This is a genomic window from Hydrogenophaga aquatica, from assembly GCF_054780915.1.
The window spans coordinates 77,975-100,030 of record NZ_BAAGVK010000004.1; the positions used below are offsets into that span (position 1 = coordinate 77,975).

At 66.3% G+C, this 22,056-nt stretch carries 17 protein-coding genes; 10 read left to right on the forward strand and 7 right to left on the reverse strand.

Going from position 1 to position 22,056, the window contains the following annotated elements; all coding sequences use genetic code 11:
• Positions 1-4 precede the first annotated feature (4 nt).
• The 6 genes from ACYVHH_RS04460 to ACYVHH_RS04485 form a co-directional block, all read right to left on the reverse strand.
• On the reverse strand, positions 5-3,616 hold the full coding sequence (locus ACYVHH_RS04460; protein WP_460563877.1) for an LAGLIDADG family homing endonuclease: 3,612 nt from the start codon (positions 3,614-3,616) through the stop codon (positions 5-7).
• A gap of 111 nt (positions 3,617-3,727) precedes the next feature.
• Positions 3,728-5,194 carry a tripartite tricarboxylate transporter permease gene (locus ACYVHH_RS04465; RefSeq protein ID WP_460563878.1) on the reverse strand — a complete coding sequence of 489 codons (1,467 nt, stop codon included), beginning with the start codon at positions 5,192-5,194 and terminating at the stop codon, positions 3,728-3,730.
• Positions 5,195-5,217: 23 nt separating this feature from the next.
• Complete coding sequence (locus ACYVHH_RS04470; RefSeq protein WP_460563879.1) at positions 5,218-5,727, reverse strand: tripartite tricarboxylate transporter TctB family protein; 510 nt, start codon at positions 5,725-5,727, stop codon at positions 5,218-5,220.
• Between the two features lie 93 nt (positions 5,728-5,820).
• Positions 5,821-6,831: a Bug family tripartite tricarboxylate transporter substrate binding protein gene (locus ACYVHH_RS04475; protein WP_460563880.1), complete on the reverse strand. Its 1,011-nt coding sequence runs from the start codon at positions 6,829-6,831 to the stop codon at positions 5,821-5,823.
• Between the two features lie 339 nt (positions 6,832-7,170).
• Entirely contained in the window at positions 7,171-8,901 is a 1,731-nt protein-coding gene (locus tag ACYVHH_RS04480; RefSeq protein ID WP_460563881.1) for an FAD-dependent oxidoreductase, read from the reverse strand.
• A complete protein-coding gene (locus tag ACYVHH_RS04485) occupies positions 8,898-9,698 on the reverse strand; it encodes a shikimate dehydrogenase family protein (protein WP_460563882.1) in 801 nt (266 codons plus the stop codon). Before ACYVHH_RS04485 ends, ACYVHH_RS04480 begins: the two co-directional genes overlap by 4 nt.
• Positions 9,699-9,828: 130 nt before the next feature.
• Between ACYVHH_RS04485 and ACYVHH_RS04490 the strand changes: the two genes are divergently transcribed.
• The 7 genes from ACYVHH_RS04490 (at position 9,829) to ACYVHH_RS04520 (ending at position 18,459) form a co-directional block, all read left to right on the forward strand.
• Positions 9,829-10,872, forward strand: a complete 1,044-nt coding sequence (locus ACYVHH_RS04490; protein WP_460563883.1) for a Gfo/Idh/MocA family protein — start codon at positions 9,829-9,831, stop codon at positions 10,870-10,872.
• 98 nt (positions 10,873-10,970) lie between these two features.
• Positions 10,971-11,804: an IclR family transcriptional regulator gene (locus ACYVHH_RS04495; RefSeq protein ID WP_460563884.1), complete on the forward strand. Its 834-nt coding sequence runs from the start codon at positions 10,971-10,973 to the stop codon at positions 11,802-11,804.
• A gap of 18 nt (positions 11,805-11,822) precedes the next feature.
• Positions 11,823-13,613 (forward strand): FAD-dependent oxidoreductase, encoded by a 1,791-nt coding sequence (locus ACYVHH_RS04500; protein ID WP_460563886.1) that lies wholly within the window; start codon positions 11,823-11,825, stop codon positions 13,611-13,613.
• A gap of 4 nt (positions 13,614-13,617) precedes the next feature.
• Positions 13,618-14,244, forward strand: coding sequence for an NIPSNAP family protein (locus ACYVHH_RS04505; RefSeq protein WP_460563887.1), 627 nt, complete (start codon positions 13,618-13,620; stop codon positions 14,242-14,244).
• Positions 14,245-14,656: 412 nt separating this feature from the next.
• Positions 14,657-15,481, forward strand: a complete 825-nt coding sequence (locus ACYVHH_RS04510; protein WP_460563888.1) for a sugar phosphate isomerase/epimerase family protein — start codon at positions 14,657-14,659, stop codon at positions 15,479-15,481.
• Between the two features lie 197 nt (positions 15,482-15,678).
• Positions 15,679-16,839 (forward strand): acyl-CoA dehydrogenase family protein, encoded by a 1,161-nt coding sequence (locus ACYVHH_RS04515; RefSeq protein ID WP_460563889.1) that lies wholly within the window; start codon positions 15,679-15,681, stop codon positions 16,837-16,839.
• A 12-nt stretch (positions 16,840-16,851) separates the two neighbouring features.
• Entirely contained in the window at positions 16,852-18,459 is a 1,608-nt protein-coding gene (locus ACYVHH_RS04520) for an acyl CoA:acetate/3-ketoacid CoA transferase (RefSeq protein ID WP_460563890.1), read from the forward strand.
• Between the two features lie 22 nt (positions 18,460-18,481).
• Here the strand turns inward: ACYVHH_RS04520 and ACYVHH_RS04525 are convergent, their stop codons facing one another.
• Complete coding sequence (locus ACYVHH_RS04525; protein ID WP_460563891.1) at positions 18,482-19,186, reverse strand: hypothetical protein; 705 nt, start codon at positions 19,184-19,186, stop codon at positions 18,482-18,484.
• 106 nt (positions 19,187-19,292) lie between these two features.
• On the opposite strand from ACYVHH_RS04525, the gene ACYVHH_RS04530 reads away from it, so the two are divergent.
• From ACYVHH_RS04530 to ACYVHH_RS04540, 3 genes are all read left to right on the forward strand, one after another.
• Complete coding sequence (locus tag ACYVHH_RS04530; RefSeq protein ID WP_460563892.1) at positions 19,293-19,976, forward strand: TetR/AcrR family transcriptional regulator; 684 nt, start codon at positions 19,293-19,295, stop codon at positions 19,974-19,976.
• Between the two features lie 108 nt (positions 19,977-20,084).
• Entirely contained in the window at positions 20,085-20,630 is a 546-nt protein-coding gene (locus tag ACYVHH_RS04535) for a TRAP transporter small permease (RefSeq protein ID WP_460563893.1), read from the forward strand.
• A 19-nt stretch (positions 20,631-20,649) separates the two neighbouring features.
• Positions 20,650-21,930 (forward strand): TRAP transporter large permease subunit, encoded by a 1,281-nt coding sequence (locus ACYVHH_RS04540; RefSeq protein ID WP_460563894.1) that lies wholly within the window; start codon positions 20,650-20,652, stop codon positions 21,928-21,930.
• The last annotated feature ends 126 nt before the right edge of the window (positions 21,931-22,056 follow it).

Here is a 22,056-nt window from a genome sequence, read left to right on the forward strand (position 1 = left end):
AGCCTCACCCGCAGGACCCCAACTGCCCGCACTGCGTGCAGTAGTCGCAGCCGTCCTTGCGGATGACCGCGTGTGCGCCGCATTCGCTGCACTTCTTGCCCGCCATCACTGGCGGCGGGGGCGGCATGGCGGGTTCGTCCTCCGGCTCAGGCAAGGGCAGACTGAGCTGGTCGCGCAGCTCGTTCTGGCGCGCCCGCTGTGCCAGGATGTTCTGCACCGCGTAGGCAATGGCCGCCACCTCGGAGTCGTGCCACATGGGCACCACGGTGCCGTCGTCCTTGCGGTGGGTGCCCAGGCGCACGGGGCCCCGGTCCCAGATGACCTTGCGCATGTCGCTCAGCGCCCGTTCCAGGAAACCGCCGCGCGCCGCCAGCGAAAGCAGCCGCATACTGGAGGTGATCCACTGCTGCGACTCGCCACTCTGCCCCACGGGCATGAAGAACTCCACGGCGCGGTCCACCGTTTCCTTGCCATGGCCCGTGGGCACAGGCAGGAAGGACACGATCAGGTACAGCGTCTTGTGGCCTTCCTGGGTCCAGTACTCCACCTTCTCGGCCACGGCCGACAGCGCGCCCTTGGGGCGGCTTTCGATCACCGTGCGCATGGGGTCCACCGCAGGCGCAGCGGCTGTGGGCACAGCAGCTGCGGCAACAGGGGTAGCAGTTGGCGCCGCCGGTTGAACCTCCAGCACCGCACCCAGGATGTCGTTGGGCCGGTAGGTGGCCAGCCCCTTCAGGCGCGCGGTCCAGGCCTGCAGGTACAGGTCCTTGAAGTGTTCGTAGGGGTAGTCCGCGGGCACGTTCACCGTCTTGGAAATGGACGTGTCAACGAAGGGCTGCACCGCCTCCATCATGGCGATGTGCTCGCTGGCCGACATCTCCAGCGCCGACACGAAGGACGGCGGCAGCTTGGTGGTGTCGCCCCCCAGCAGGCGCCACAGGCGCCAGGCGTGGTCTTCCACGGTGTATTCGCTGCGGCTGCCGTCGGCCTCGCGCTTCTTGCGCGTGTAGGTCCACGAGAAGGCGGGCTCGATGCCGTTGGAGGCGTTGTCGGCAAAGGCCAGGCTGACCGTGCCCGTGGGCGCGATGGACAGCAGGTGGCTGTTGCGGATGCCGTGCTGGCGGATGAGCGCCTGCAGCTCGGCAGGCAAGCGGCTGGCGAAGGTGCCTTCGGCCAGGTAGCCGTCGGCGTCGAAGGCAGCAAAGGCGCCCTTTTCCTGCGCCAGCGCCACCGAGGCGCGGTAGGCGGCGTCGCGCATGGTTTCGGCAATGCGCGCGGCCATGCGGCGGCCTTCCTCGCGGTCGTAACGCAGGCCCAGCAGCGTGAGCGTGTTGCCCAGCCCAGTGAAGCCCACGCCGATGCGCCGCTTGGCCTGGGCTTCGTCACGCTGCTGCGGCAGCGGCCACCAGGTCACGTCCAGCACGTTGTCCAGCGCGCGCACCTGCAGGGCCACGGCACGCTCGAAAGCCTCGAAGTCGAAGCGCGCGCTGCCGCCTTTATCGAAGGGATGGCGCACGAAGCGCGTCAGCACGATGGGGCCGAGGTCGCAACAGCCGTAGGACGGCAAGGGTTGCTCACCGCAGTTGTGCACGTACAGGCCATTCGCATCAAAGGCATGCACGTCATCGACCGTCACGTCATAAACGGTCTCTTCGGCCTGGGGAAGCAGCGCTTCCACCGTTGCCAGAAAACGCTCTCTGTTCAAGCTGCGCCTGTACCTGGCCAAAGCCTCACGCAGGCGCTCGGCCTTGTCGGTATCGTGGAACCCAACACGCTCCGCAAAGACACGCAGGTTGTCTCCGCTGATGATGAGTTCGTGCTGCGCACGCGTTTCGTACTCGGCAAGCCCGCCTCGCCCATCAGGCAGTTGACGCACGGCGACGGGACGCCGCTCCCGGTGCAGCGTGCTGGCCACCCCCAGGCGCAGCAGCATGCGTTGCGCCGCTTGCAACAAAGCATCATCGCTTTGCGAAAGACGCACGCTCACGCCCTTCTCCTGCGAGCCTTGCACACTGCCGTCTGCGTCGAACAATCCGCCAAGCAGCCCCTCTGCAAAGTCTGAGGAACATGACTCCATGGCAGGCGTGATGGTCTTGCGTCCCGGTGCCATGCCCATGGCATGCGCCAGATCACGCAACGCAGCACTGGCCATGCGCGCTTCGCCTCGCCCGGCGATGGGCCGCTGAAAGCCCTTGAAATCGGCCCGATGACCAAGGGTATGTGCGGCTGCTTCAGCCGCTTCCACGATACCCGATGCACCGGTTCTGGCCCATACCGTTGGCGCGCCCGATACGGCCTTGAGTTCAGGCGCCCAGACAGAGATCACTGCCTTGTCTGGTTTGAGCGTTCCGTCGCCAATCAGCAGCCCCAGCAGATAGCCCTGCTCGCGGGTACCCATGCCATCCCAGCCTTGCAAGGGACGGTGATCGTTCAGTGCAATCTCGTCGCCCTGGCGCAAGTCGCCAGCCTCGACCCACTCGTACATCAGGCTGTAGCGCGTCTTGCGAGCGACGCGGCGCACCAGGTGGTTGGCCGTCAGGCGCAACGAATACCCTTCTCGCGTCTGCAAGCGGAGCACAGGCTTTCGACCCGTTTCGAAGAACCCGTCGCTGCGCACCCGGTAGCTGTGTCCATCCACCACGGCCACGAAGGGTTGGCCGACCAGTTGCGCCACTTGCCTAGGGCCCTCTTCGGTCATGACCCAGGTGTCCGCCGTCACGCACGGGTTGGTCGCGTCAATGCGCTCGCAGTAGCGCAGGTTGTTGTCGCGGTTGATGTTGTCCAGGAACAGGATGCCCGGCTCGGCGAAGTCGTAGGCCGAGCGCATCACCGTGTCCCACAGCTCGCGCGCCTTGATGGTCTGGTACACCCACAGACCATCCTCGCGCTGGCGGGCACCGGCAGCGATCAGGGCCTCACCGGGCATCGCGCGATGCACCAGCTGCCAGTCCTGGTCGTCAACCACGGCCTGCATGAAGGCGTCGCTCACGCCCACCGACACGTTGAAGTTGTTCCAGCGCCCCGGTGTGCGCTTGGCGGTGATGAATTCGCGCACGTCTGGGTGGTCGATGCGCAGCACGCCCATCTGCGCGCCCCGGCGCGAACCAGCGCTCTCCACCGTGGAGCACGACTGGTCGAACACGTTGATGTAGCTGCACGGGCCGGACGCCAGCGAAGCGGTGCCGCGCACGCGCGCGCCGCGCGGGCGGATGCGCGAGAAGTCGTAACCCACACCGCCGCCACGGCGCATGGTCTCGGCGGCTTCGCGCAGGGCTTCGTAGATGCCGGGGAAGCCCTCGTCGTCCTGCCCCTGGATGCAGTCGCCCACCGGCTGCACAAAGCAATTGATGAGGGTGGCCTGGATGTCGGTGCCTGCGGCGCTCATGATGCGCCCCGCGCCAATGGCACCGCCGCGCAGGTTGTCCAGGAACAGCGCCTCATAGCGCTCGCGCAGTTCGGGCGCCTCCACCGAGGCCAGCGCGCGGGCCACGCGGCGGTACAGGTCATCAGCGCCGGTTTCCTGGCCTTTCAGGTACTTTTCGCGCAGAACGTCCTGGCTGATGGGCTGGGGGTCGAGACGGGGCGCCCCGTCGGGGAAGAGTAGCAGGGAAGTCATGGTTCTGGGTGGTTTGAACGCAAGAATGCCCCGGCCGGGCAAACCGGTCAAGGCCGTCCCAAAGACTAAGGCCCCGCCATGGGCGGGGCCTTGCGTTGGATCAAGAAGCCGTCAGGCCTTCCTGCGCCAGCGCTTCCACCATTCGGTCTGCGTCACCACGGTCAGCACCAGGGCCGACAGGAGGATGGCCGACAGGGGCGTGGTGAAGAACTCCGTGACGAACAGCCCCACGTCGTTGCCCGTGGACATCATCGCCTGGCGGTAGCTGCGGTCCATCAGCGGCCCCAGGATCATGCCCAGGATGACCGGCCCCACCTGGAAGCCGTACATCTTCAGGAAGTACCCCAGCACACCGAAGCCCAGCATCCAGTACACGTCCACCGGGTTGTTGTTGATGGCGTAGGCACCCACGGCAGACAGCACCAGGATCAGCGGCAACAGCACGGGTTTGGGTGTTTCCACGATCTTCGCGAAGATCTTGATGCCTGTGAGGCCGAAGACCAGCAGGAAGAGGTTGGCCAGCGCCAGCGTCCCCACCACGAACCAGAACAGGTGCGGGGTTTCGATCATCAGCATCGGGCCCGGCTTGAGGCCGTGGATGTAGAGCGCACCGATGATCACGGCGGTCACCGCGTCGCCGGGAATGCCCAGGGTGAGCATGGGCACGTAGGCCCCGCCCACTGCGGCGTTGTTGGCCGATTCGGGGGCCACCAGGCCTTCGTAGGCGCCCTCGCCAAAGGGGCGGGAGGGGTTCTTGACCGTGCGCTTGGCATGGTCATACGCCATCAGCGCCGCGATGTCGCCACCCGCGCCAGGCAACGCCCCCACCACCACGCCGATGCCGGACGTGCGTGTGGCCAGGCCCAGGTGCTTGCGCACCAATCCCCACGACGGGATGATCTTGCTGACGTTCTGCTTGACGGCCTGCAGCTTGAGCTGGTGTACCTGGGCGATCACCTCTGCGACGCCGAAGAAGCCGATCATCGCGGCGATGTAGGAGATGCCCGCCGACATCTGCAGGCTGCCGAAGGTCAGACGCTGCTCGCCGGTCATCGGGTCCAGGCCGACGCAGGCGATCAGTGCCCCCAGCGCGCCCGAGAAGATGCCCTTGGAAAGCGACTCGCCCGACAGGCTGCCCACCAGCAGGATGCCCCACAGGGCCAGCAGCAGGTATTCACGCGGACCGAACATCAACGCCAGGTCGGAGACCAGCGGCGCGGCGATGGCCAGCGTGAGGATGCCGATGAAGCCCCCGTAGACCGAGATCACGGTTGTCAGGCCGATGGCCTGGCCCGCCTCGCCACGCTTGGCCAGCGGGTAGCCGTCCATGCCCGTGGCAATGGCTGAAGGCGCGCCGGGAATGTTGAGCAGGATGGCGCTGCGCGAGCCGCCATACACGCCGCCCAGGTAGATACCGGAGATCAGCGCCAGCGCCTCGTTGACGTCCCACTTGAAGGTGAACGAGATCAGGATGGACACCGCCATCGTCACCGACAGGCCGGGAATGGCGCCGATGTAGATGCCCGCGCAGGTACCCAGCGCGGTCAGCAGCAGCATCTTGATGTCCAGCCAGGACATGAAGAAATAACCTAGGGCTTCCATCACTTCAGGTACTCCGGCAGATAGGGCGCAAGCCAGGTGCCCGCAGGCAACACGACGGAGAAAGCCGTCTGGAACACGATGTAGATGGCCGCCAGCATCAAGGCGCTGATGAGCATGTTCAGGACCGTTCGACGGCTGCCCAGCAGCTGCATGGCACACACCAGGAACAGGTAGGACGACACCAGGAAGCCCAGGCGCTCGAGCAGGAACATGTACAGGCCGATGACCACCGCAAACAACACGAGTTGCGGGGGCGCGAGCTTGTGCACGAACTGTTGCAGCCAGGTCTCGCCGCCTTCAAGGCTCAGCTTGGCGCGCGCTGTCTTCACCAGGCTCATCAGACCGGTGACAAGCATGGCCGCCGCACACACCATCGGAAAGGCGCCCGCAGAGGAAATCGATTCGAACTTGGAAATGTTGTACGACGCCCAGAGCATGAAGGTGCTGAACGCGACGATCAGCGCCATGAAGCTCAATTCACCGGGCAGCCGTGGATGACTCGTGTGCATGCGATGACTCCACGTTGAGGAACGTCCGGCGGCACACGGCCGCCGGACAGGAAGGCAATCCGTCACCCGTCACTGCCGGGTGACGATTCCACATCAGGGCTTGGGAATGCCCAGGGTGGCGGGGTCGACCTTGGCAGCGCCGGCACCATGGTACAGCCACGCGGTCGTGGATTGGAACTTCTTGATGAACTTTTCGGCCTCAGCGCCGCTGAGGTTCAGCATGGTGGTACCACGGCCTTCCATCATCTGGCGGTACTGCGGGTTGTCACCGGCCTTCTTGAAGGCGGCCACCAGCTTGGCCTTCACGTCGTCGGGGGTGTCCTTCTTGACGAACACGCCGTACCAGGAGCCCCAGGGCAGGTACTTGGTGATGCCTTTGAGGGAAGGCGCGTCGGTCATGGGGGCGATGCCCTGGTAGGGCTTGTCGCTCAGCACGCCCAGCGCCTTGAGGCGGCCGGCCTTGACGTGCTCGATAGCGGCACCAGACGCAATGAAGCCGATGTCCACGTGACCGCCCTGCAGGGCAGCAATGGCGGGACCGTCACCGTCGAAGGGCACCTTGATGGTGTCGAACTTGGTGAGCGTGCTCATCATGGCGTTCACGGTGAAGGGCACGGTGCCCTGGCCTGCCAGGTACTGCTTGACCTTGTTGGGGTTGGCCTGCACGTGGCTCAGCAGGTCCTGCATGGTGTTCCAGGGCGCGTTCGGGCGTGCCACCAGCAGAATGGTGTTGGCCACGGCGGCAATGTTGATGGGGTAGAACTGGTCGTAGTCGAACTCGGCCACGCCCATCACGCGGTACAGCGCCTGGGGCTCGGCACCCATCAGCAGGGTGTAGCCGTCGGACGGCTGCTGCAACACGAAGTTGGCGCCGATGGCACCGGCAGCGCCGGGCTTGTTCTGCAGGACGATCTTGCGGCCCAGCGCCTCTTCGGCGTAGGGAGCGTAGCCGCGCATGGCCACGTCGGTGCCGCCGCCGGCGCCCCACTGGATCACTGCGGTCACGTCGCGGGCCGGGTAGCTTTGCGCCTGTGCCTGGCCCATGGCCGTGGCTGCCAGCGCGGCCAGGGCCACGCTCAGGAATCGACGCTTGTTGGTTTGCATGTGAATGTCTCCTTCGAGGGTTGGTGAAACAAGTCCTGGGACCCGGACTCAGGGGCTGGAAAGCTGAGCGAACGGAAGTCGGGAAACAAACCTCGCATCCGAGCGGCGGCCCAGCCCCGCAACTGCATTTCCTGCAGTGCATGACTCTAGAGCCGCGCGCGAAACGGGGCCATCTGGCCACGAACAAGCCGGGTGATGAGCGCACAGCATCGTTCGACTATCGTTCAAAATAGGGGTAAACGCGGGGATTCCGTTCGTCCAAAGTCGGCGAATTCTGCCCAGAGAAGACGCCCCGCAACGGGAGGAAATGGGCATCTGCTTGGACATTTCGTGCATCCCTCAGGCCTGCACCCGGCGCACGGCGTGACGCGCCGCCAGGAAGGCAAAGACCAGCCCGGGCCCAATGGTTATGCCCGGGGCCGGGTAGGTGCCTCCCATGATGGAGTTCATGTCGTTGCCCACGGCGTACAGGCCGCCAATGGCTGCATCACCGCCGCGAAGCACGCGGGCGTTCTCGTCGGTGGCAAAGCCGGTGGACGCGCCAATGTCGCCCGGGTACAGACGCACGGCGTAATACGGCCCCTGGCGCAGCGGCCCGATGTTGGGGTTCTTGCCCGGCCAGTTCGGGTCGCCCAGGTTCTGCTCGTAGGCGGTGGTGCCACGGCCAAAGTCGGGGTCCACACCGGTGTCGGCGTACGCGTTGATCTGCTCCACGCTCTGGCGCAGCTTGGCTGCGTCCATGCCCAGCTTGCTGGCCAGTTCGTCCAGCGTGCTGCCCTGGGTCAGGTAGCCGTCGGCCAGGAAGGGGGCCAGCCCCTTGCCGCCCGGGCGCACCATGCCAATGCCGTACTTGCGCAGGGCTTCGGCGTCGCACACCAGGTAGGCGGGAATGGCGGGCGACGTCTTGTTCGCCGCCTGCATGGTCAGGCCGAACAGGTGGTACGAGGTGCTTTCGTTCACGAAGCGCTCGCCCGCCTGGTTGACGGTGATCATGCCGGGCTTGGCGCGGTCCATCACGAAGTGCGGGAACACGGCGGTACTGCCGTCGGCGCGCTTTCGCAGCGAAACAGGCGCCCAGAAGGCTGGGCTCATGCCGCCAGTGGCATAGGCTGCGCCCAGGCCCTGGGCCAGGTCGTGCATCTGGCCGGTATGGCCGGGCGCTGCTGGGCACCATTCGGCAGGAATGCCGGGCAGCATTTGCGCACGCAGGCCCGGGTGGCGGTTGAAGCCGCCGCTGGCCAGCACCACGCCGCCCTTGGCGTGCACGCGCCGGGTTTCGCCGCCGCTGCGCAGCGCCAGGCCTTCCACACCGTTCGCACCGGTGGCGAATTCGCTCACCTCGGTTTCCATGGCCAGGGTCACGTTGCCGCGCTGCTTCAGTGAATACAGCAACCGCGCCACCAGCGCATTGCCCATCACCAACCGGGTGCCGCGCGGGTAGCGCAGGCGGTCGGCCAGGTGACGCAACACGATGCGTACCGAATGCTTTAGCGACGGCCACGATTTCGTCATGGCCAGCAGGTGGTTGATGTCGGTGCGGTCCACCATCATGCCGCCGAGCACGGTGAACTCGGGAATGGGCGGGCGCAGCAAGCTGAACAGCTCGCCCAGCAGGCGGCCGTCAAAGGGCAGCGGTTCCAGCGCGCGGCCGTTCAGGGTCGATCCACCCAGGTCAGAAATGTAGTCCGGGTGCTTGGGGTAGGGGCGGTATTTGACTTCGCTGTTGGCCTCAACATGCGCCACGGCCTGGGCGCCATGCGCCAGAAAGGCCTGGCGCACAGAGGCGGGGGTGCGCTCGCCCACGGCGTTGTCCAGGTAGGTGGCTGCGGCGTCCAGCGTGTCGTGCGGGTTGACGCGTTTGCCGTGCGCCGTGCCCGGCACCCAGGTGGTGCCCGCCGACCAGGCCGTGGTACCACCCACGTATTCCGTGCGCTCGACGATCAGCACCTTGGCGCCGTCGATGGCTGCGAACAGCGCGGCCGACAGGCCTGCACCACCCGCCCCCACCACGACCACATCAAAGCTTTCGCCATCGGCGATGCCTTGCAACCCTTGGCGCACGACTTTCATGCTGCGGCCTCCAGCAGGAAGGTCACCATCAGGTCACGCACGCGGGCGAACATGTCTGCACCGGTCATGGTGTGGCAGCCTGCGTCTCGCGCCGCTTGAATCATGGGCGGCACCGCCGGGGCGGTGATCACGCAACCCACGAACTGCGCAGGGGTGAACTTGCTGGAGTCGATGGGATGGGGGTCGCCTTCCTTCATGCCGATGGGCGTGGCATTGATGGCAATGTTGAAACCCGAGGGGTCTGACGACCCGGCACGCACCTGCCCCAGGCCCAGACCGGCCAGGCGTTGCACCAGCGAATCGCGGCGGGCAACGTCTGCGTCGTGAATAGCCAGTTCAGACACGCCCGCCACCACCAAGGCATGGGCAATGGCAGAACCCGCGCCACCAGCACCCACGAGCAGCGCCCGCTGGCCCTTGGGCTCGCAGCCCTTGGCGCGCATGGCTTCCACATAGCCCAGGCCGTCGAACATGTCGCCATGCCAGGTGCCGTCGGCGTTGCGGCGCATGGTGTTCACGCCACCCAGAAAGGCCGCCCGCTCCGACACCGTGGCACACAGCTCGCGGCAGGCGAACTTGTGCGGCACCGTGACGATGATGCCGTCCACGTTCTGGGCCTTGGAGATGCCTGCCGTCCACCCTGCCAGATCGGCCGGAGAAACGTGAGCGGGAATGCAGATGGCATTGCGGCCGTGGTCGGCGAACGCCTGGGTCACGCCAGCGGGCGATTTCACCTGGGCGATGGGGTCACCCACGATGAAGTGGACCCGCGTGGCGCCGTTGAGTGTGTCGGTCATGTCTCTCAGCCTTGTTGTCAGGGTGTGGAGCGGATCATACATAAAAGTGGAATACAGTTCAACTATTGAATCTCGTTCTGTTTTTTAATACACTCGCACCCAAGCAGACCCACAAAACGAGACAAGCCCCATGAACACCACCCGCCTTGCAGTGATCGGCGCCGGCGCCATCGGCCGCACGCACGTCGACCGCATCCTGCGCGCGCCCAACCTGGAACTGGCGGGCATTGCCGACCCGACACCCGCTGGCGAGGCCCTGGCACGCAGCGTGGGCGCCCCCTGGTTTGCCGACCATCTGAGCCTGCTGGACCAGGCACGCCCGCAAGGCGCCATCGTGGCCACGCCCAACGCCACCCACGTGGCCGTGGCCAGCGACTGCCTGGCGCGCGGCATTCCCGCGCTGGTGGAAAAGCCCATTGCCGATACCGTGGCCGACGCGCAGCGCCTGGTGGATGCCGTGGCCGCCCACAAGACCCCCGTGCTGGTGGGGCACCACCGGCGCCACAACCCCATCAACCGGCGCGCCCGCGAGCTGATCGAGCAAGGGCGGCTGGGCCGCCTCGTGTCGGCCATGGTGTTTGCCATGTTCCTCAAGCCCGACAGCTACTTCGACATGGCCTGGCGCCGCCAGGCCGGTGGCGGCCCAGTGCTGATCAACCTGATCCACGACATCGACATGCTGCGCTTCCTGGTGGGCGAGATCACCTCGGTGCAGGCCGTGGACAGCCATGCCGTGCGCGGCTTCGAGGTGGAAGACACTGCAGCCGCCGTGCTGCGCTTTGACAACGGCGCGCTGGGCACGGTGGTGGTGTCCGACACGGTGGCATCGCCCTGGTGCTGGGACTTCTGCGCGGGCGAACAAGGTCAGTACCCGCGCCAGGAGGTGCAGTCGCATTTCATCGCGGGCACACATGGCTCGCTGTCGTTGCCCGACCTGGCCCTGTGGGGCTACCGGGGCGAACGCCAGTGGCATGCCGAGATGACGCGCGAGCAGACCATGGTGCACGCCGCCGACCCGTACGAACGCCAGCTGCAGCACTTTGCCGCCGTGATCGACGGCCGCGAAGCGCCGCTGTGCAGCGCACTGGACGGCTTGCGCACCCTCCAGGCCACGCTGGCCGTGCACGAGGCAGCCGTCAGCGGACAGGCCGTTTCCTGTACCCTGCCCGGGTAATTCGGAACCGGAGAAGCAACCATGCCCCCACGCTCATTCCATTCGCTGCCCCCCAAGGGGGCCCTGGCCTCCTTGAGGCGGCTCTGCGGAGGCCAGTTATGAACGGCGTACTCGAACGCACCCTCGGCATCCTGGAGCTGCTCTCGCAACATGGCGAGGGCATGGAACTGGCCGCCATTGCCGACCAGCTCAACATACCGCGCAGCGCGGTGCACCGCCTGCTGGCCGACTTGGTACGCCTGGGCTATGTGCGCCAGGCACGCGGCCATGGCGACTACCTGCTGACCACCAAGCTCGTGTCCATGGGGCTGAGCTACCTGAGCAACAGCGGTATCGTGGACATTGCGCAGCCGCTGCTGAACCGTTTGGCCGAAGTGTCGGGCGAGCTGGTGCGCCTGTCGGTGGTGGACGGCGAACGCCTCACCTGGGTGGCCCGCGCCCAAGGCGCGCGCCAAGGCCTGCGCTACGACCCCGACATGGGCAGCGACGCGCGCCTGTCGTGCTCATCGTCCGGCTGGGCGTGGATGTCCACCATGAGCGACGACGCTGCCCTGGCGCTGGTGGCCAAACAAGGCATTGGCATGCCCGAGCAGTTCGGCCCCGCCGCCCCCACCACCCTGCAGGCCGTGCTGGAGGCCGTGCACGCTACGCGCGAACGCGGCTACAGCATGACCACCGACACCTACAGCCTCGGCCTGTCGGCCATGTCGGCACCGGTGCGCTTTCAAGGTCAGCCTGCCATCGGTGTCATCACCATCGCAGGCCCCACCGTGCGTTTCACGCAAGAGCGCATGCTCGCTCTGGCGCCCGAGCTGCTGTCCACGGCCTCCCAACTGGCAGCGGCCAGCGGCGCCTCGCCCTTCTTCAACCTCACGGCCGAAACCGGCGGCACCCCCGCCGCTGACGGCCGCAAGCCCATCTACGCGGTCTGACCCGCGTTCAACCCCGCCATGCCCGCTGCCGATACCGCGTCCTCCCTTGATTGCGACCTGCTGGTCATCGGTTCTGGCGCGGGCGGCCTGTCGGCGGCAGTGACCGCTGCACACCTGGGGCTCAAGGTCATCATTCTGGAAAAGGAGCCGCAGTTTGGCGGCACCACGGCCTGGTCGGGCGGCTGGATGTGGGTGCCCCGCAACCCGCTGGCACAGGCCGCAGGCATTGTCGAGAACATCGACGAGCCGCTGGGCTACCTGCGCCACGAACTGGGTGAACGCTTTGACGAAACCCGCGCGCGCACCTTCCTGGAACACGCGCCCCGCATGGCGGACTTTTTCGCCACGAAAACTGCGCTGCACTTCATGGATGGCAACGTCATCCCGGATTTCCACGGACGTTCGCCGCACGCATCCAAGGGCGGCCGCTCGCTGTGCGCCGCCGCCTTCGACGGCCGCTCGCTGGGCCCACGCATACGCGAGCTGAAACCGCCCCTGCCCGAGACCACGTTGTGGGGCATGGGCATTGCATCGGGCGCAGAGCTGCGCCACTTCCTCAATGCGTTGCGGGCCTGGCCGTCCTTCCTGTACGTGACGCGGCTGGTGTTGCGCCACTGGAAAGACCTGCTGCTGCATGGGCGCGGCATGCGGCTGGTCAACGGCAACGCCCTGGTGGCGGCGCTGGCCAAGTCTGCCCTGGAGCGGGGTGTGGACATTCGCGTGAAAAGCCCGGTCAAACGGCTGCTGCGCGACGATGAACGCGTTTGTGGCGCGGTGGCTGCCACGCCCGAGGGCGAGGTGACCATCCGTGCACGCCGGGGGGTGGTGCTGGCCTGCGGCGGCTTCCCGCACGACGTGGAGCGCAAGCGCGCCCTGTTGCCGCACGCGCCCACGGGCCGTGAGCACTGGTCTGCCGCCTCGTGGGGCAACACTGGCGACGGCCTGCGCCTGGGCGAGTCTGCCGGTGGCGTGGTGGCCCGCGACCTGGTGCAGGCGGCGGCGCTGGCACCCGTGTCGCTGGTGCCGCGCAGCGACGGCAGCTTCGCCCACTTCCCGCACCTGATCGAACGGGCCAAGCCCGGCCTGATCGCGGTAACCCGGCAAGGCCAGCGCTTTGGCAACGAGGCCGATTCCTACCACGACGTGATGCAGGCGCTGCTGCGCGCCACCCCCTCCAACGACACGCCCGAAGCCTGGCTGGTGTGCGACCACCGCTTCATCCGCCGGTATGGGCTGGGCGCCGTCAAGCCCGCGCCCATGCCGTTGGGCCCATGGCTGCGCAATGGCTACCTGCAGCGTGGCAGCACCCTGGCCGGACTGGCGCAGGCCTGCGGCATAGACGCCAACGCGCTGCAAGCCACGGTGCAGCGTTACAACACCATGGCCCGCGTTGGCCGCGACGACGACTTTGCCAAAGGCGAAACCCCATACAACCGTATCCAGGGCGACGCGGCGGCGGGCCATGCCAACGCCTGCATGGCACCGCTGGAACAGGGCCCCTTCTATGCCGTGAAGGTGGTGATGGGCAGCCTGGGCACCTTCGCCGGGCTGCGCGTGAACGACCACGCACAGGCTCTGGATTCGCAGGGTGCGGCCATTGCAGGCCTGTACGCGGGCGGCAACGACATGAGCAGCATGATGGGTGGCAACTACCCCAGCGGCGGCATCACGCTGGGGCCGGCCATGACCTTCGGCTACCTGGCCGCGCACCACGCCGCTGGCGTGGACCCGGCCCGCACCCCCTTGACCAACTTTTCCCCTGCCGCCACAGCTGCCATTCCGGCCAGCGCGGCACCCCACGGAGCCTGAACCCATGTATTACGAACTCGCCACCATGACCCTGCCTTTCGGCACCGCCGCCCAGGCGTCGCAGAACGTCCAGGCTTTCTGCACCGCCCCCGACGCACGCGGCGAACTGCTGGGCTGCTGGTTCACCGACATTGGTGTGCTCAACCAGATGATCGTGCTGCGCGGCTTTGACACGCTGGACGCGCTGCGCGCCGAACGCGAACGCACGCAGCAAAGTGCCAGCCCGTTTGGCTGCGGTGAGATTTTCCAGAGCCTGGAGCAGCACAGCTACCAGGGCTTCCCGTGGATGAAGCCGGTGCGCCCCAGCGCCGAATCGGGCATCAGCGGCCCGGTGTACGAGATCCGCACCTACGGCATCAAGCCGGGCGGCGTGCAGCCCACCATCGACTTGTGGGAACAGTACGTGCCGCCACGCGAAAAGCTTTCGCCCTGTGTGGTGGCGATGGTGGCGCTGGACGGACCGCTGCGCTTCACCAACATCTGGGCATACGAGAGCCTGAATGCCCGCAGCCAGATTCGCGCAGACGCGGTGGCACAGGGCATCTGGCCGCCGAAGGGTGGCCCGGCGCACCTGACCACAAACATGGTCTCCACCATCGCTCTGCCCACCGCCATTTCGCTGCTGAAGTGAAACACGACCGACTCGTTGACTGGCGTTTGCCTGCCCGTGAGTTGAACCTCGCAGGAGCTACTGGTCGTGCGCCGGTTGCGTGGACCTCGCTTGCTGCGGCAGGCCTGGCCCTGCAGGGGCTCATGCTGTGGCGGTCGGCGCCAGGGCGCCGACTCCGCTGCGTCCGCCTGTCTGGGGCCGGTGCGGCGGAACTCGCTGCGCGCTTGCAGCGCTCCGCTCAGACAGCCGCCGCAAGTCAGTTTACGAAGCGCGCTAACGCGCGCCCAGCCCCAGACAGGCGGCCACAGCCGCCACAGAAATCACCCCCACAGGGCCAGGCCTGCCGCAGCCACCAAGAATGTTGGAGTGCAAACGCTGGTGTGCCAACAGTGCTTCTGCCAATCAGCATAAAACAAGGACAAGAAGGACAACCATGACAAAGCAGAACAACACCCGAGCCCTGTCCCTGGCCTACCTGACCTCCCATCGCTGCACCCCAGCAGAAGCCATCGCCGTGGCCGCACGCCAAGGCTACGGCTTTGTGGGACTGCGCCTGTGGCCCAACGCGCCCGGCGCACCGCAGCAACACCTGCTGGGCCAGCCCGACGTGCTGCGCGAAACCCTGGCAGTGCAACGCGACACCGGCGTGGGCGTGTTCGACCTGGAAATCATCCGGATTGGCGCGGACTTCAACCCCCACACCTGGGACGCACTCTACGACGCAGGCGCCGCGCTCAAGGCCAAAGCCATCCTCGTGGCCGGTGACGACACCGACGAAGCCCGCCTCACCGCCAACTACGCCCGCCTGTGCGAAGTGATGGCGCCCTACGGCATGACAGCCGACCTGGAATTCATGCCCTGGACCGCCGTGCCCAACGCCCAGTCCGCCCTGCGCATCGTGCGCAATGCAGGCACCCCCGCCAACGCAGGCATCCTGGTGGATGCGCTGCACTTCGGCCGCTCGCACACCACGCTCGACGACATCCGCGCCATCCCGCGCGAACTGCTGCACTACGCCCAGATCTGCGATGCCGAGGCGGGCACACACTTCACCACCGAGCAGATGATCCACACCGCGCGCTGCGAACGGCTGCTGCCGGGCGAAGGCAACGTCGACCTGCACGGCCTGTTTCAGGCCCTGCCCGCCGACCTGCCCATCAGCGTGGAGGTGGTGCACCTGGAACGCGAAAAAACCCAGAGCGTGGACGAGTGGGCCGCCACCTGCCTGGCCGCTAGCCGCCCGTACCTGCAAGGGTGACCAACATGCTCGTGCGCTTCGACACCCTTTCGCGCCTGCCCTTCTTCTTCGGCGCGCGCTGGTTCAGCAGCGCCTAGCGCCCAACGCGCGCCACCCTTGCCCGGGCGGCGCCGCCTCCACAACACAAGCACCCTGCAGCAGCGCGGGCGGCATGCGGCCGCGCGCCCATTCAACCCCATTTGCCTAGCGAGAACACCATGGACTTTTCCCTGAACGACGAACAGAAGATGATGATCGAGACGGTGCGCCGTTTCATTGCCGAAGAACTCAAGCCACTGGAAGACGAGATCGAGGACAAAGGCTTCCTCGACCCCGCCAAGGCCCAGGCCATCCACGACAAGGCCAAGTCGCTCGGCCTGTACGCCATGAACATGCCCGCCGAGCTGGGCGGCGGCGGCCTGTCCAACCTCGACCGCATCCTGTGTGAAGAACAGTTCGGCCACACCACCGACATCCTCATCCGCCGCGCCTTCGGCAACGTCTACGAGCCCCTGCTGCACTGCAAGGGCGAGCAGGTCGAACGCTGGCTTCTGCCCGCCGTGGAAGGCAAGCGCACCTGCGCCATCACCATCACCGAATCCGGCGCGGGCTCCGACGCCGCGGGCATCAAGACCACCGCGCGCAAGACCGCCAACGGTTGGGTGCTCAACGGCAGCAAGCACTTCATCAGCGACGGCGAGTGGAGCGATTTCTTCCTTGTCTCGGCACGCACGGGCGAGAAGGAAATCAGCATGTTCATGGTGGACAAGGGCCTGCCCGGCTTCACCGTGGGCAAGGACCAGAAGATGATGGGCCTGCGCGGCACGCCCCACCTGGAACTGTTCTTCGACAACGTGGAACTGGAAGACGCCGCCCTGCTGGGCGAACAGGGCCAGGGCTTCAAGCTGGCCATGGGCGCGCTCAACGTGGTGCGCCTGGCGCAGGTGGGCGCACGCGCCGTGGGCAAGGCCAGCCACGTGTGCGAAATGATGGTGGCCTACGCCAACGACCGCAAGCAGTTCGGCCAGCGCATTGGCGACTTCCAGATGGTGCAGCAGATGCTGGCCGACAGCGTGATCGAGATCAACGCCGCACGCTGGATGGTCTATCACGCCGCGTGGATGCTGGACCAGGGGCTGGATGCGCGCGAGCAGATCGCCATGGTCAAGGTGCACGCAGCCGAGACGCTGGGCCGCGTGGTGGACCGCGCCGTGCAGGTGTTCGGCGGCATGGGCTTCTGCAAGGAACTGCCCATCGAGCGCTACTACCGCGACTCGCGCATCTACCGCATCTTCGACGGCACCAGCGAGATCCACCGTGGCGTGATCGCCAAGAGCGCAATGAAGAAGGGCGCAGCCCTCTTCGACGTGCACCGCTGAACGGAGCCTGCCATGAGCGACAGCAAATTCATGACCGCCGCCGAGGCGGCGCAACTCATTCAGGACGGTGACACCGTGGGCCTGATGGGCGGCGGTGGCGGCCTGATGGAAGCCACCTGCCTGTTCGAGGCCGTGCAGGCCCGCTACCTGGCCACGCAACAGCCGCGCAACCTCACGGTCATGCACGCACTGGGCATTGGCGACAAGATGACCAAGGGCATGAACTGCTTCGCCCATGAAGGGCTGGTCAAACGCGTCATCGGCGGGCACTGGGTGTGGTCACCCGCCATGCAGCAGCTGGCGCTGGACAACAAGATCGAGGCCTACATCCTTCCCGGCGGGGTGAGCAGCCAGTTGATGCGCGAGATCGGCGCGGGCCGGCCCGGCCTCATCAGCCACGTTGGCCTGGGCACCGTGTGCGACCCGCGCTTTGGCGGCGGCCGCATGAACGACGCCGCCAAGGACGACCTGGCCGAGGTCATCCACATCGACGGGCACGAATACCTGCGCTACAAACCCTTCCCCATCCACGTGGCCATCGTGCGTGCCAGCGCCGCCGATGAAGACGGCAACATCAGCTTCGAGCACGAGGCCGCCAACCTGGACGCCCAATCGCTCGCGCTGGCCGCACGCAACAGCGGCGGCAAGGTGATCGTGCAGGTCAAGGAACGCCTGCCCAAGGGCGCACTTAAGGCGCGCGAGGTACGCATTCCCTCGGCCTGGGTAGATGCCATCGTGGTGGACCCGTACCAGCAGACCAGCTACGCCATCCCGTTCGACCCGGCCTTCAGCGGCGAACTCACCGGCGAAGCTCGACACGCCAGCGAGGCCGAAGACCACGCGCGTGAACTGGCAGCGTCGCAGGAAGCCTTCAGCGAACGCCAGGCCGTGGCCCGCCGCGCCGCCGTGGAGCTGTTCAACACCGGCAAGGCGCGCCCGGTCATCAACTACGGCGTGGGCGTGCCCGACGCCGTCGCCAAGCTGATTGCCGCGCGCAACGAGCAGCACCGCATTTACCAGACCATTGAACACGGCACCTACGGCGGCACGCTGATGGACGGCGTGCTCTTCGGCTATGCGCGCAACGCCACGGCCATGCTGGACGCCGCCACGCAGTTCGACTTCTACGGCGGTGGCGGGCTGGACATCGCCTTCCTCGGCTTCGGCGAGTTCGACGAAGAAGGCAGCGTCAACGTTTCACGCCTGGGCGGTGTGACCGTGGGCCCCGGCGGCTTCATCGACATCGCGCAGAACGCTCGCAAAGTGGTGTTCTGCGGCACGCTGGCCGCCAAGGGCGTGAAGCTGCAAACCGGCGACGGCCAGATGCGCGTGCTGCAGCAAGGCGGCGTTCGCAAGCTCGTGAAGAAGGTGGACCAGATCACCTTCAGCGGCCCGCAGGGCCTGGTGCGCGGGCAGCAGGTGCTCTACCTGACCGAGCGCGCCAGCTTCCGGCTGACGCCGCAGGGGGTGGAACTGTTCGAGATCGCCCCCGGCATTGACCTGCAGCGCGACGTGCTTGACCAGATGGACTTCCGCCCGCTGGTGGCGGCCGACCTGCGGGTGATGGCGGCGGAGCACTTCATGGCCACCGCCACGATCACGGCGCCAGCCAGCGCCTGAGGCGCCCTCACGCGAGGGGGCCTCAAACCGGGGTGACGCCCGCCATGTCCTTGGCAATGGCCGAGTACGACAGGCGGTAGCGCTCCCCGGCTACGCCTGTCACCACACCGCCCAGGCCCAGCGCAGCGGCCTGCGCCGGGTCCTTCACGCGCGCCTCGAAGCGGTCCAGCCCGCTTGATGCAAAGGCGCTGACCACGGCGATGCAGTCCGGTGCCTGGTCGCCGCCGCGAATGCGCTGCTCCGTGGTCTGCGCCATCTGCGGCGCATCGTGACGCAACAGGTGCAGGCCCGCCATGCCTGGCGAGCCCGCCACCTCTTTGGCCAGCTCAGCCCAGGCCTGCGCCAGCGCTGCCTCGGGCACATCGCCAGGGCTGAAGCGCAGCGTCAACACATGGCCCGTCACCACCCCGCCTGCAGACGCCAGCACGCGGCACTGTGCGCGGTTCATGTTGCGGTGGTGCGGCATCATCTTCGTCGACCAGGGCGTGGGCGCATTCAGCCGCGCCTGGTAGGCCGGTGAAGACAGCACCGCATGGTCGCGCAGCTCGTACAGCACGAACACACGTTCACCGCCGTCCTCCACCAGCCAGCGCGACGCGCGCATGAACCCTTCCACGCCCAAGCGCTCGGGGAAATGCTCGTGGCTGTGCCAGTGTTCAAACTCCTCACGCTGCTCCAGCGCCATGTCCCACCACATGGCCAGTGCGGCCTTGCCTTGTAACGCCATACCTTTATCTCCTCGGGCGTTCGCCCATTGGTTTTGTCCTGACTGCTTCACATTAGCATCAAGTGCATACCCTTTGACATCCGGGGATGGCGCCTATACTTCTGGAATGAACGAAACCGTACATTCCAGGCCCGCCCCGGCAGCCCGCAAAGCCCGGGCCGCGAAGGAGACCTCGCGCACCAACGACCCGGAGCGCACCATGGCCAACATCCTGGAAGTGGCCACGGCGGAGTTCGGCGAGAAGGGCCTGGCGGGCGCGCGCATCGACGAGATCGCCGAAGCCACGCACACCAGCAAGCGCATGATCTACTACTACTTCGGAAGCAAGGAGGGCTTGTACCTCGCAGTGCTGGAAGAGTCGTACCGGCGCATGCGCGACATTGAAGGCCGGCTGCAGCTGGACGACCTGGAACCCGAGGCCGCGCTGCGCCGCCTGGTGGAATTCACCTTCGACCACCACTCCGGCAACGAGCCTTACATCCGGCTGGTCATGGCCGAAAACATGAACAGGGGCCAGTACCTGGCACAAAGCAAGAGCATCCAGCAGCTCAACGTGCCGGCCATCTCGTCCATCCAGAAGCTCTACGAGCGCGGCGTGGCCAGCGGCGTGTTCCGGGCGGGGCTGGACCCCATAGACATCCACGCCTCCATCTCGGCGCTGACGTTCTTCAACGTCTCCAACAGGCACACCTTCGGCCTGATCTTCAAGCGCGACTTCGCCGACCCGGCCGTGGCCACGCACCGCCGTGCGGCCATCGTCGACATGGTCGCAGGCTACCTGCGCGCCTGATTTCCCCCTGTCTTCCTGAGACGGCAACACCGGTTTTGCCTGTCTAGTGGTTTACCCTAGTAAAAAAACTAACCAGTTCGTACAAAATTGCGGCGACAGGAGACCTCCATGCTCGACCGCCTCATCGACCGTTACTGCAAGCTGTTGTCCATCCTCATGATCATCTGCCTGGCGCTGATGGTGATCATGGTGTTTGGCAACGTCGTGCTCCGCTATGGCTTCAACTCCGGCATCACCGAATCCGAGGAGCTGTCCCGCTGGCTCTTCGTCTGGGTGATCTTCATGGGGGCCACCGTCGCAGTGCGGGAACGCGCCCACATGGGCACCGACATGCTGGTGGCCAAGCTGCCCAAGCCGTTGCAACAGGCCAGCCTGTTCATTGGCTACGTGCTCATGCTGTTCGCCACCTGGCTGATGTTCAAAGGCAGCCTGGTCCAGACCCAGCTCAACTGGGACTCCGAAGCGCCGGTCACCGGCCTGTCCCAGGCCTGGCTGTACTCCTCAGGGGTCTTGTTCTCGGTGTCGAGCGGCCTGCTGCTGCTGCTGGACCTGTGGAAAGTGGCCACCGGCCGGCTGACCCTGGCGCAAACCCACCTGCCCGCCGGGCTGGAGCCCACGAAAGCGGACCTGGCCGCTCACCCCAACAAGAACTGAGCCCCGACCGAGACTCCCCATGACCATCGCCATCTTCCTGGGCGCCCTGATCGGTGCCATCGCACTGGGTATCCCCATCGCCTATTCGCTGCTGCTGTCGGGCATGGCCCTGATGTGGCACCTGGACATGTTCGACGCCCAGATCCTGGCGCAGAACGTGCTCGAAGGCGCCAACAGCTTCCCCTTGCTGGCCGTGCCCTTCTTCATGCTCGCAGGCGAGATCATGAACGTGGGCGGCCTGTCCAAGCGCATCGTCAACCTGGCGCTGTCGCTGGTGGGTCACGTGCAGGGTGGCCTGGGCTTCGTCACCATCCTGGCAGCCGTGCTGATGGCCTCGCTGTCCGGCTCCGCCGTGGCAGACACCGCCGCGCTGGCTGCCCTGCTGCTGCCGATGATGGTCAAGGCCGGTCACGACAAGGGGCGCTCCGGCGGCCTGATCGCCACCTCCGGGATCATCGCACCCATCATCCCGCCGTCCATTCCCTTCGTGATCTTCGGCGTGGCCGCCAACGTCTCCATCGGCAAGCTGTTCATGGCGGGCATCGTGCCCGGCATTCTGATGGGCTTGTCCATCGCCATCACCTGGTGGCTGGTGGCGCGCCGCGAAGGCGCCACGACGCCGCCCAAGGCCACCCGCGCGGAGCAGCTCAAGGCACTGCGGGACTCCACCTGGGCGCTGTTCCTGCCGGTGATCGTGCTCGTCGGCCTGAAGATGGGCGTGTTCACCCCCACCGAAGCGGCCGTCGTCGCCGCCGTGTACGCCCTTTTCGTCGCCACGGTCATCTACCGCGAACTCAAGCTGCACCAACTCTACGACGTGTTCGTGGGCGCGAGCAAGACCACCGCGATCATCATGTTCCTGGTGGCCGCTGCCGCAGTCAGCGCCTGGCTTATCACCGTGGCGCAACTGCCGCAACAGCTCATCGAACTGCTGCAGCCCTTCCTTGACAGGCCCACGCTGCTGCTGGTGATCATCATGCTGCTGATCCTGGTCATCGGCATGGCCATGGACCTGACGCCGACCATCCTGATCCTGGCCCCGGTGCTGATGCCCGTGATCAAGGCCGCTGGCATCGACCCGGTGTACTTCGGCGTGCTGTTCGTGATGAACGGCGCGATCGGTCTGGTCACCCCCCCGGTGGGCACGGTGCTCAACGTGGTGGCAGGCGTGGGCCGCATGAAGATCGACCACGTGGCCAAGGGCGTGCTGCCCTTCATGTTCGCCCAGATCATCGTGCTGTTCCTGCTGGTGCTGTTCCCGCAGATCGTGCTGACCCCGCTGCGCTGGTTCTATTCCTGATGGCTTACCCGTCCGTTGCGGTGTGATGGGCACGCCCTCGCAACGGACATCGATTCCAGGCGTCCCACCCCTGCTCGGAGACAAACCCATGAAACGCATCTTCATCAAGACCCTGCTGGCCACCGT

Bases quoted from the DNA above. Each gene is read 5' to 3' on its own strand.
- ACYVHH_RS04460 (WP_460563877.1), bottom strand. From the start codon at position 3,616: ATGACTTCCCTGCTACTCTTCCCCGACGGGGCGCCCCGTCTCGACCCC.
- ACYVHH_RS04465 (WP_460563878.1), bottom strand. From the start codon at position 5,194: ATGTCCTGGCTGGACATCAAGATGCTGCTGCTGACCGCGCTGGGTACC.
- ACYVHH_RS04470 (WP_460563879.1), bottom strand. From the start codon at position 5,727: ATGCACACGAGTCATCCACGGCTGCCCGGTGAATTGAGCTTCATGGCG.
- ACYVHH_RS04475 (WP_460563880.1), bottom strand. From the start codon at position 6,831: ATGCAAACCAACAAGCGTCGATTCCTGAGCGTGGCCCTGGCCGCGCTG.
- ACYVHH_RS04480 (WP_460563881.1), bottom strand. From the start codon at position 8,901: ATGAAAGTCGTGCGCCAAGGGTTGCAAGGCATCGCCGATGGCGAAAGC.
- ACYVHH_RS04485 (WP_460563882.1), bottom strand. From the start codon at position 9,698: ATGACCGACACACTCAACGGCGCCACGCGGGTCCACTTCATCGTGGGT.
- ACYVHH_RS04490 (WP_460563883.1), top strand. From the start codon at position 9,829: ATGAACACCACCCGCCTTGCAGTGATCGGCGCCGGCGCCATCGGCCGC.
- ACYVHH_RS04495 (WP_460563884.1), top strand. From the start codon at position 10,971: ATGAACGGCGTACTCGAACGCACCCTCGGCATCCTGGAGCTGCTCTCG.
- ACYVHH_RS04500 (WP_460563886.1), top strand. From the start codon at position 11,823: ATGCCCGCTGCCGATACCGCGTCCTCCCTTGATTGCGACCTGCTGGTC.
- ACYVHH_RS04505 (WP_460563887.1), top strand. From the start codon at position 13,618: ATGTATTACGAACTCGCCACCATGACCCTGCCTTTCGGCACCGCCGCC.
- ACYVHH_RS04510 (WP_460563888.1), top strand. From the start codon at position 14,657: ATGACAAAGCAGAACAACACCCGAGCCCTGTCCCTGGCCTACCTGACC.
- ACYVHH_RS04515 (WP_460563889.1), top strand. From the start codon at position 15,679: ATGGACTTTTCCCTGAACGACGAACAGAAGATGATGATCGAGACGGTG.
- ACYVHH_RS04520 (WP_460563890.1), top strand. From the start codon at position 16,852: ATGAGCGACAGCAAATTCATGACCGCCGCCGAGGCGGCGCAACTCATT.
- ACYVHH_RS04525 (WP_460563891.1), bottom strand. From the start codon at position 19,186: ATGGCGTTACAAGGCAAGGCCGCACTGGCCATGTGGTGGGACATGGCG.
- ACYVHH_RS04530 (WP_460563892.1), top strand. From the start codon at position 19,293: ATGAACGAAACCGTACATTCCAGGCCCGCCCCGGCAGCCCGCAAAGCC.
- ACYVHH_RS04535 (WP_460563893.1), top strand. From the start codon at position 20,085: ATGCTCGACCGCCTCATCGACCGTTACTGCAAGCTGTTGTCCATCCTC.
- ACYVHH_RS04540 (WP_460563894.1), top strand. From the start codon at position 20,650: ATGACCATCGCCATCTTCCTGGGCGCCCTGATCGGTGCCATCGCACTG.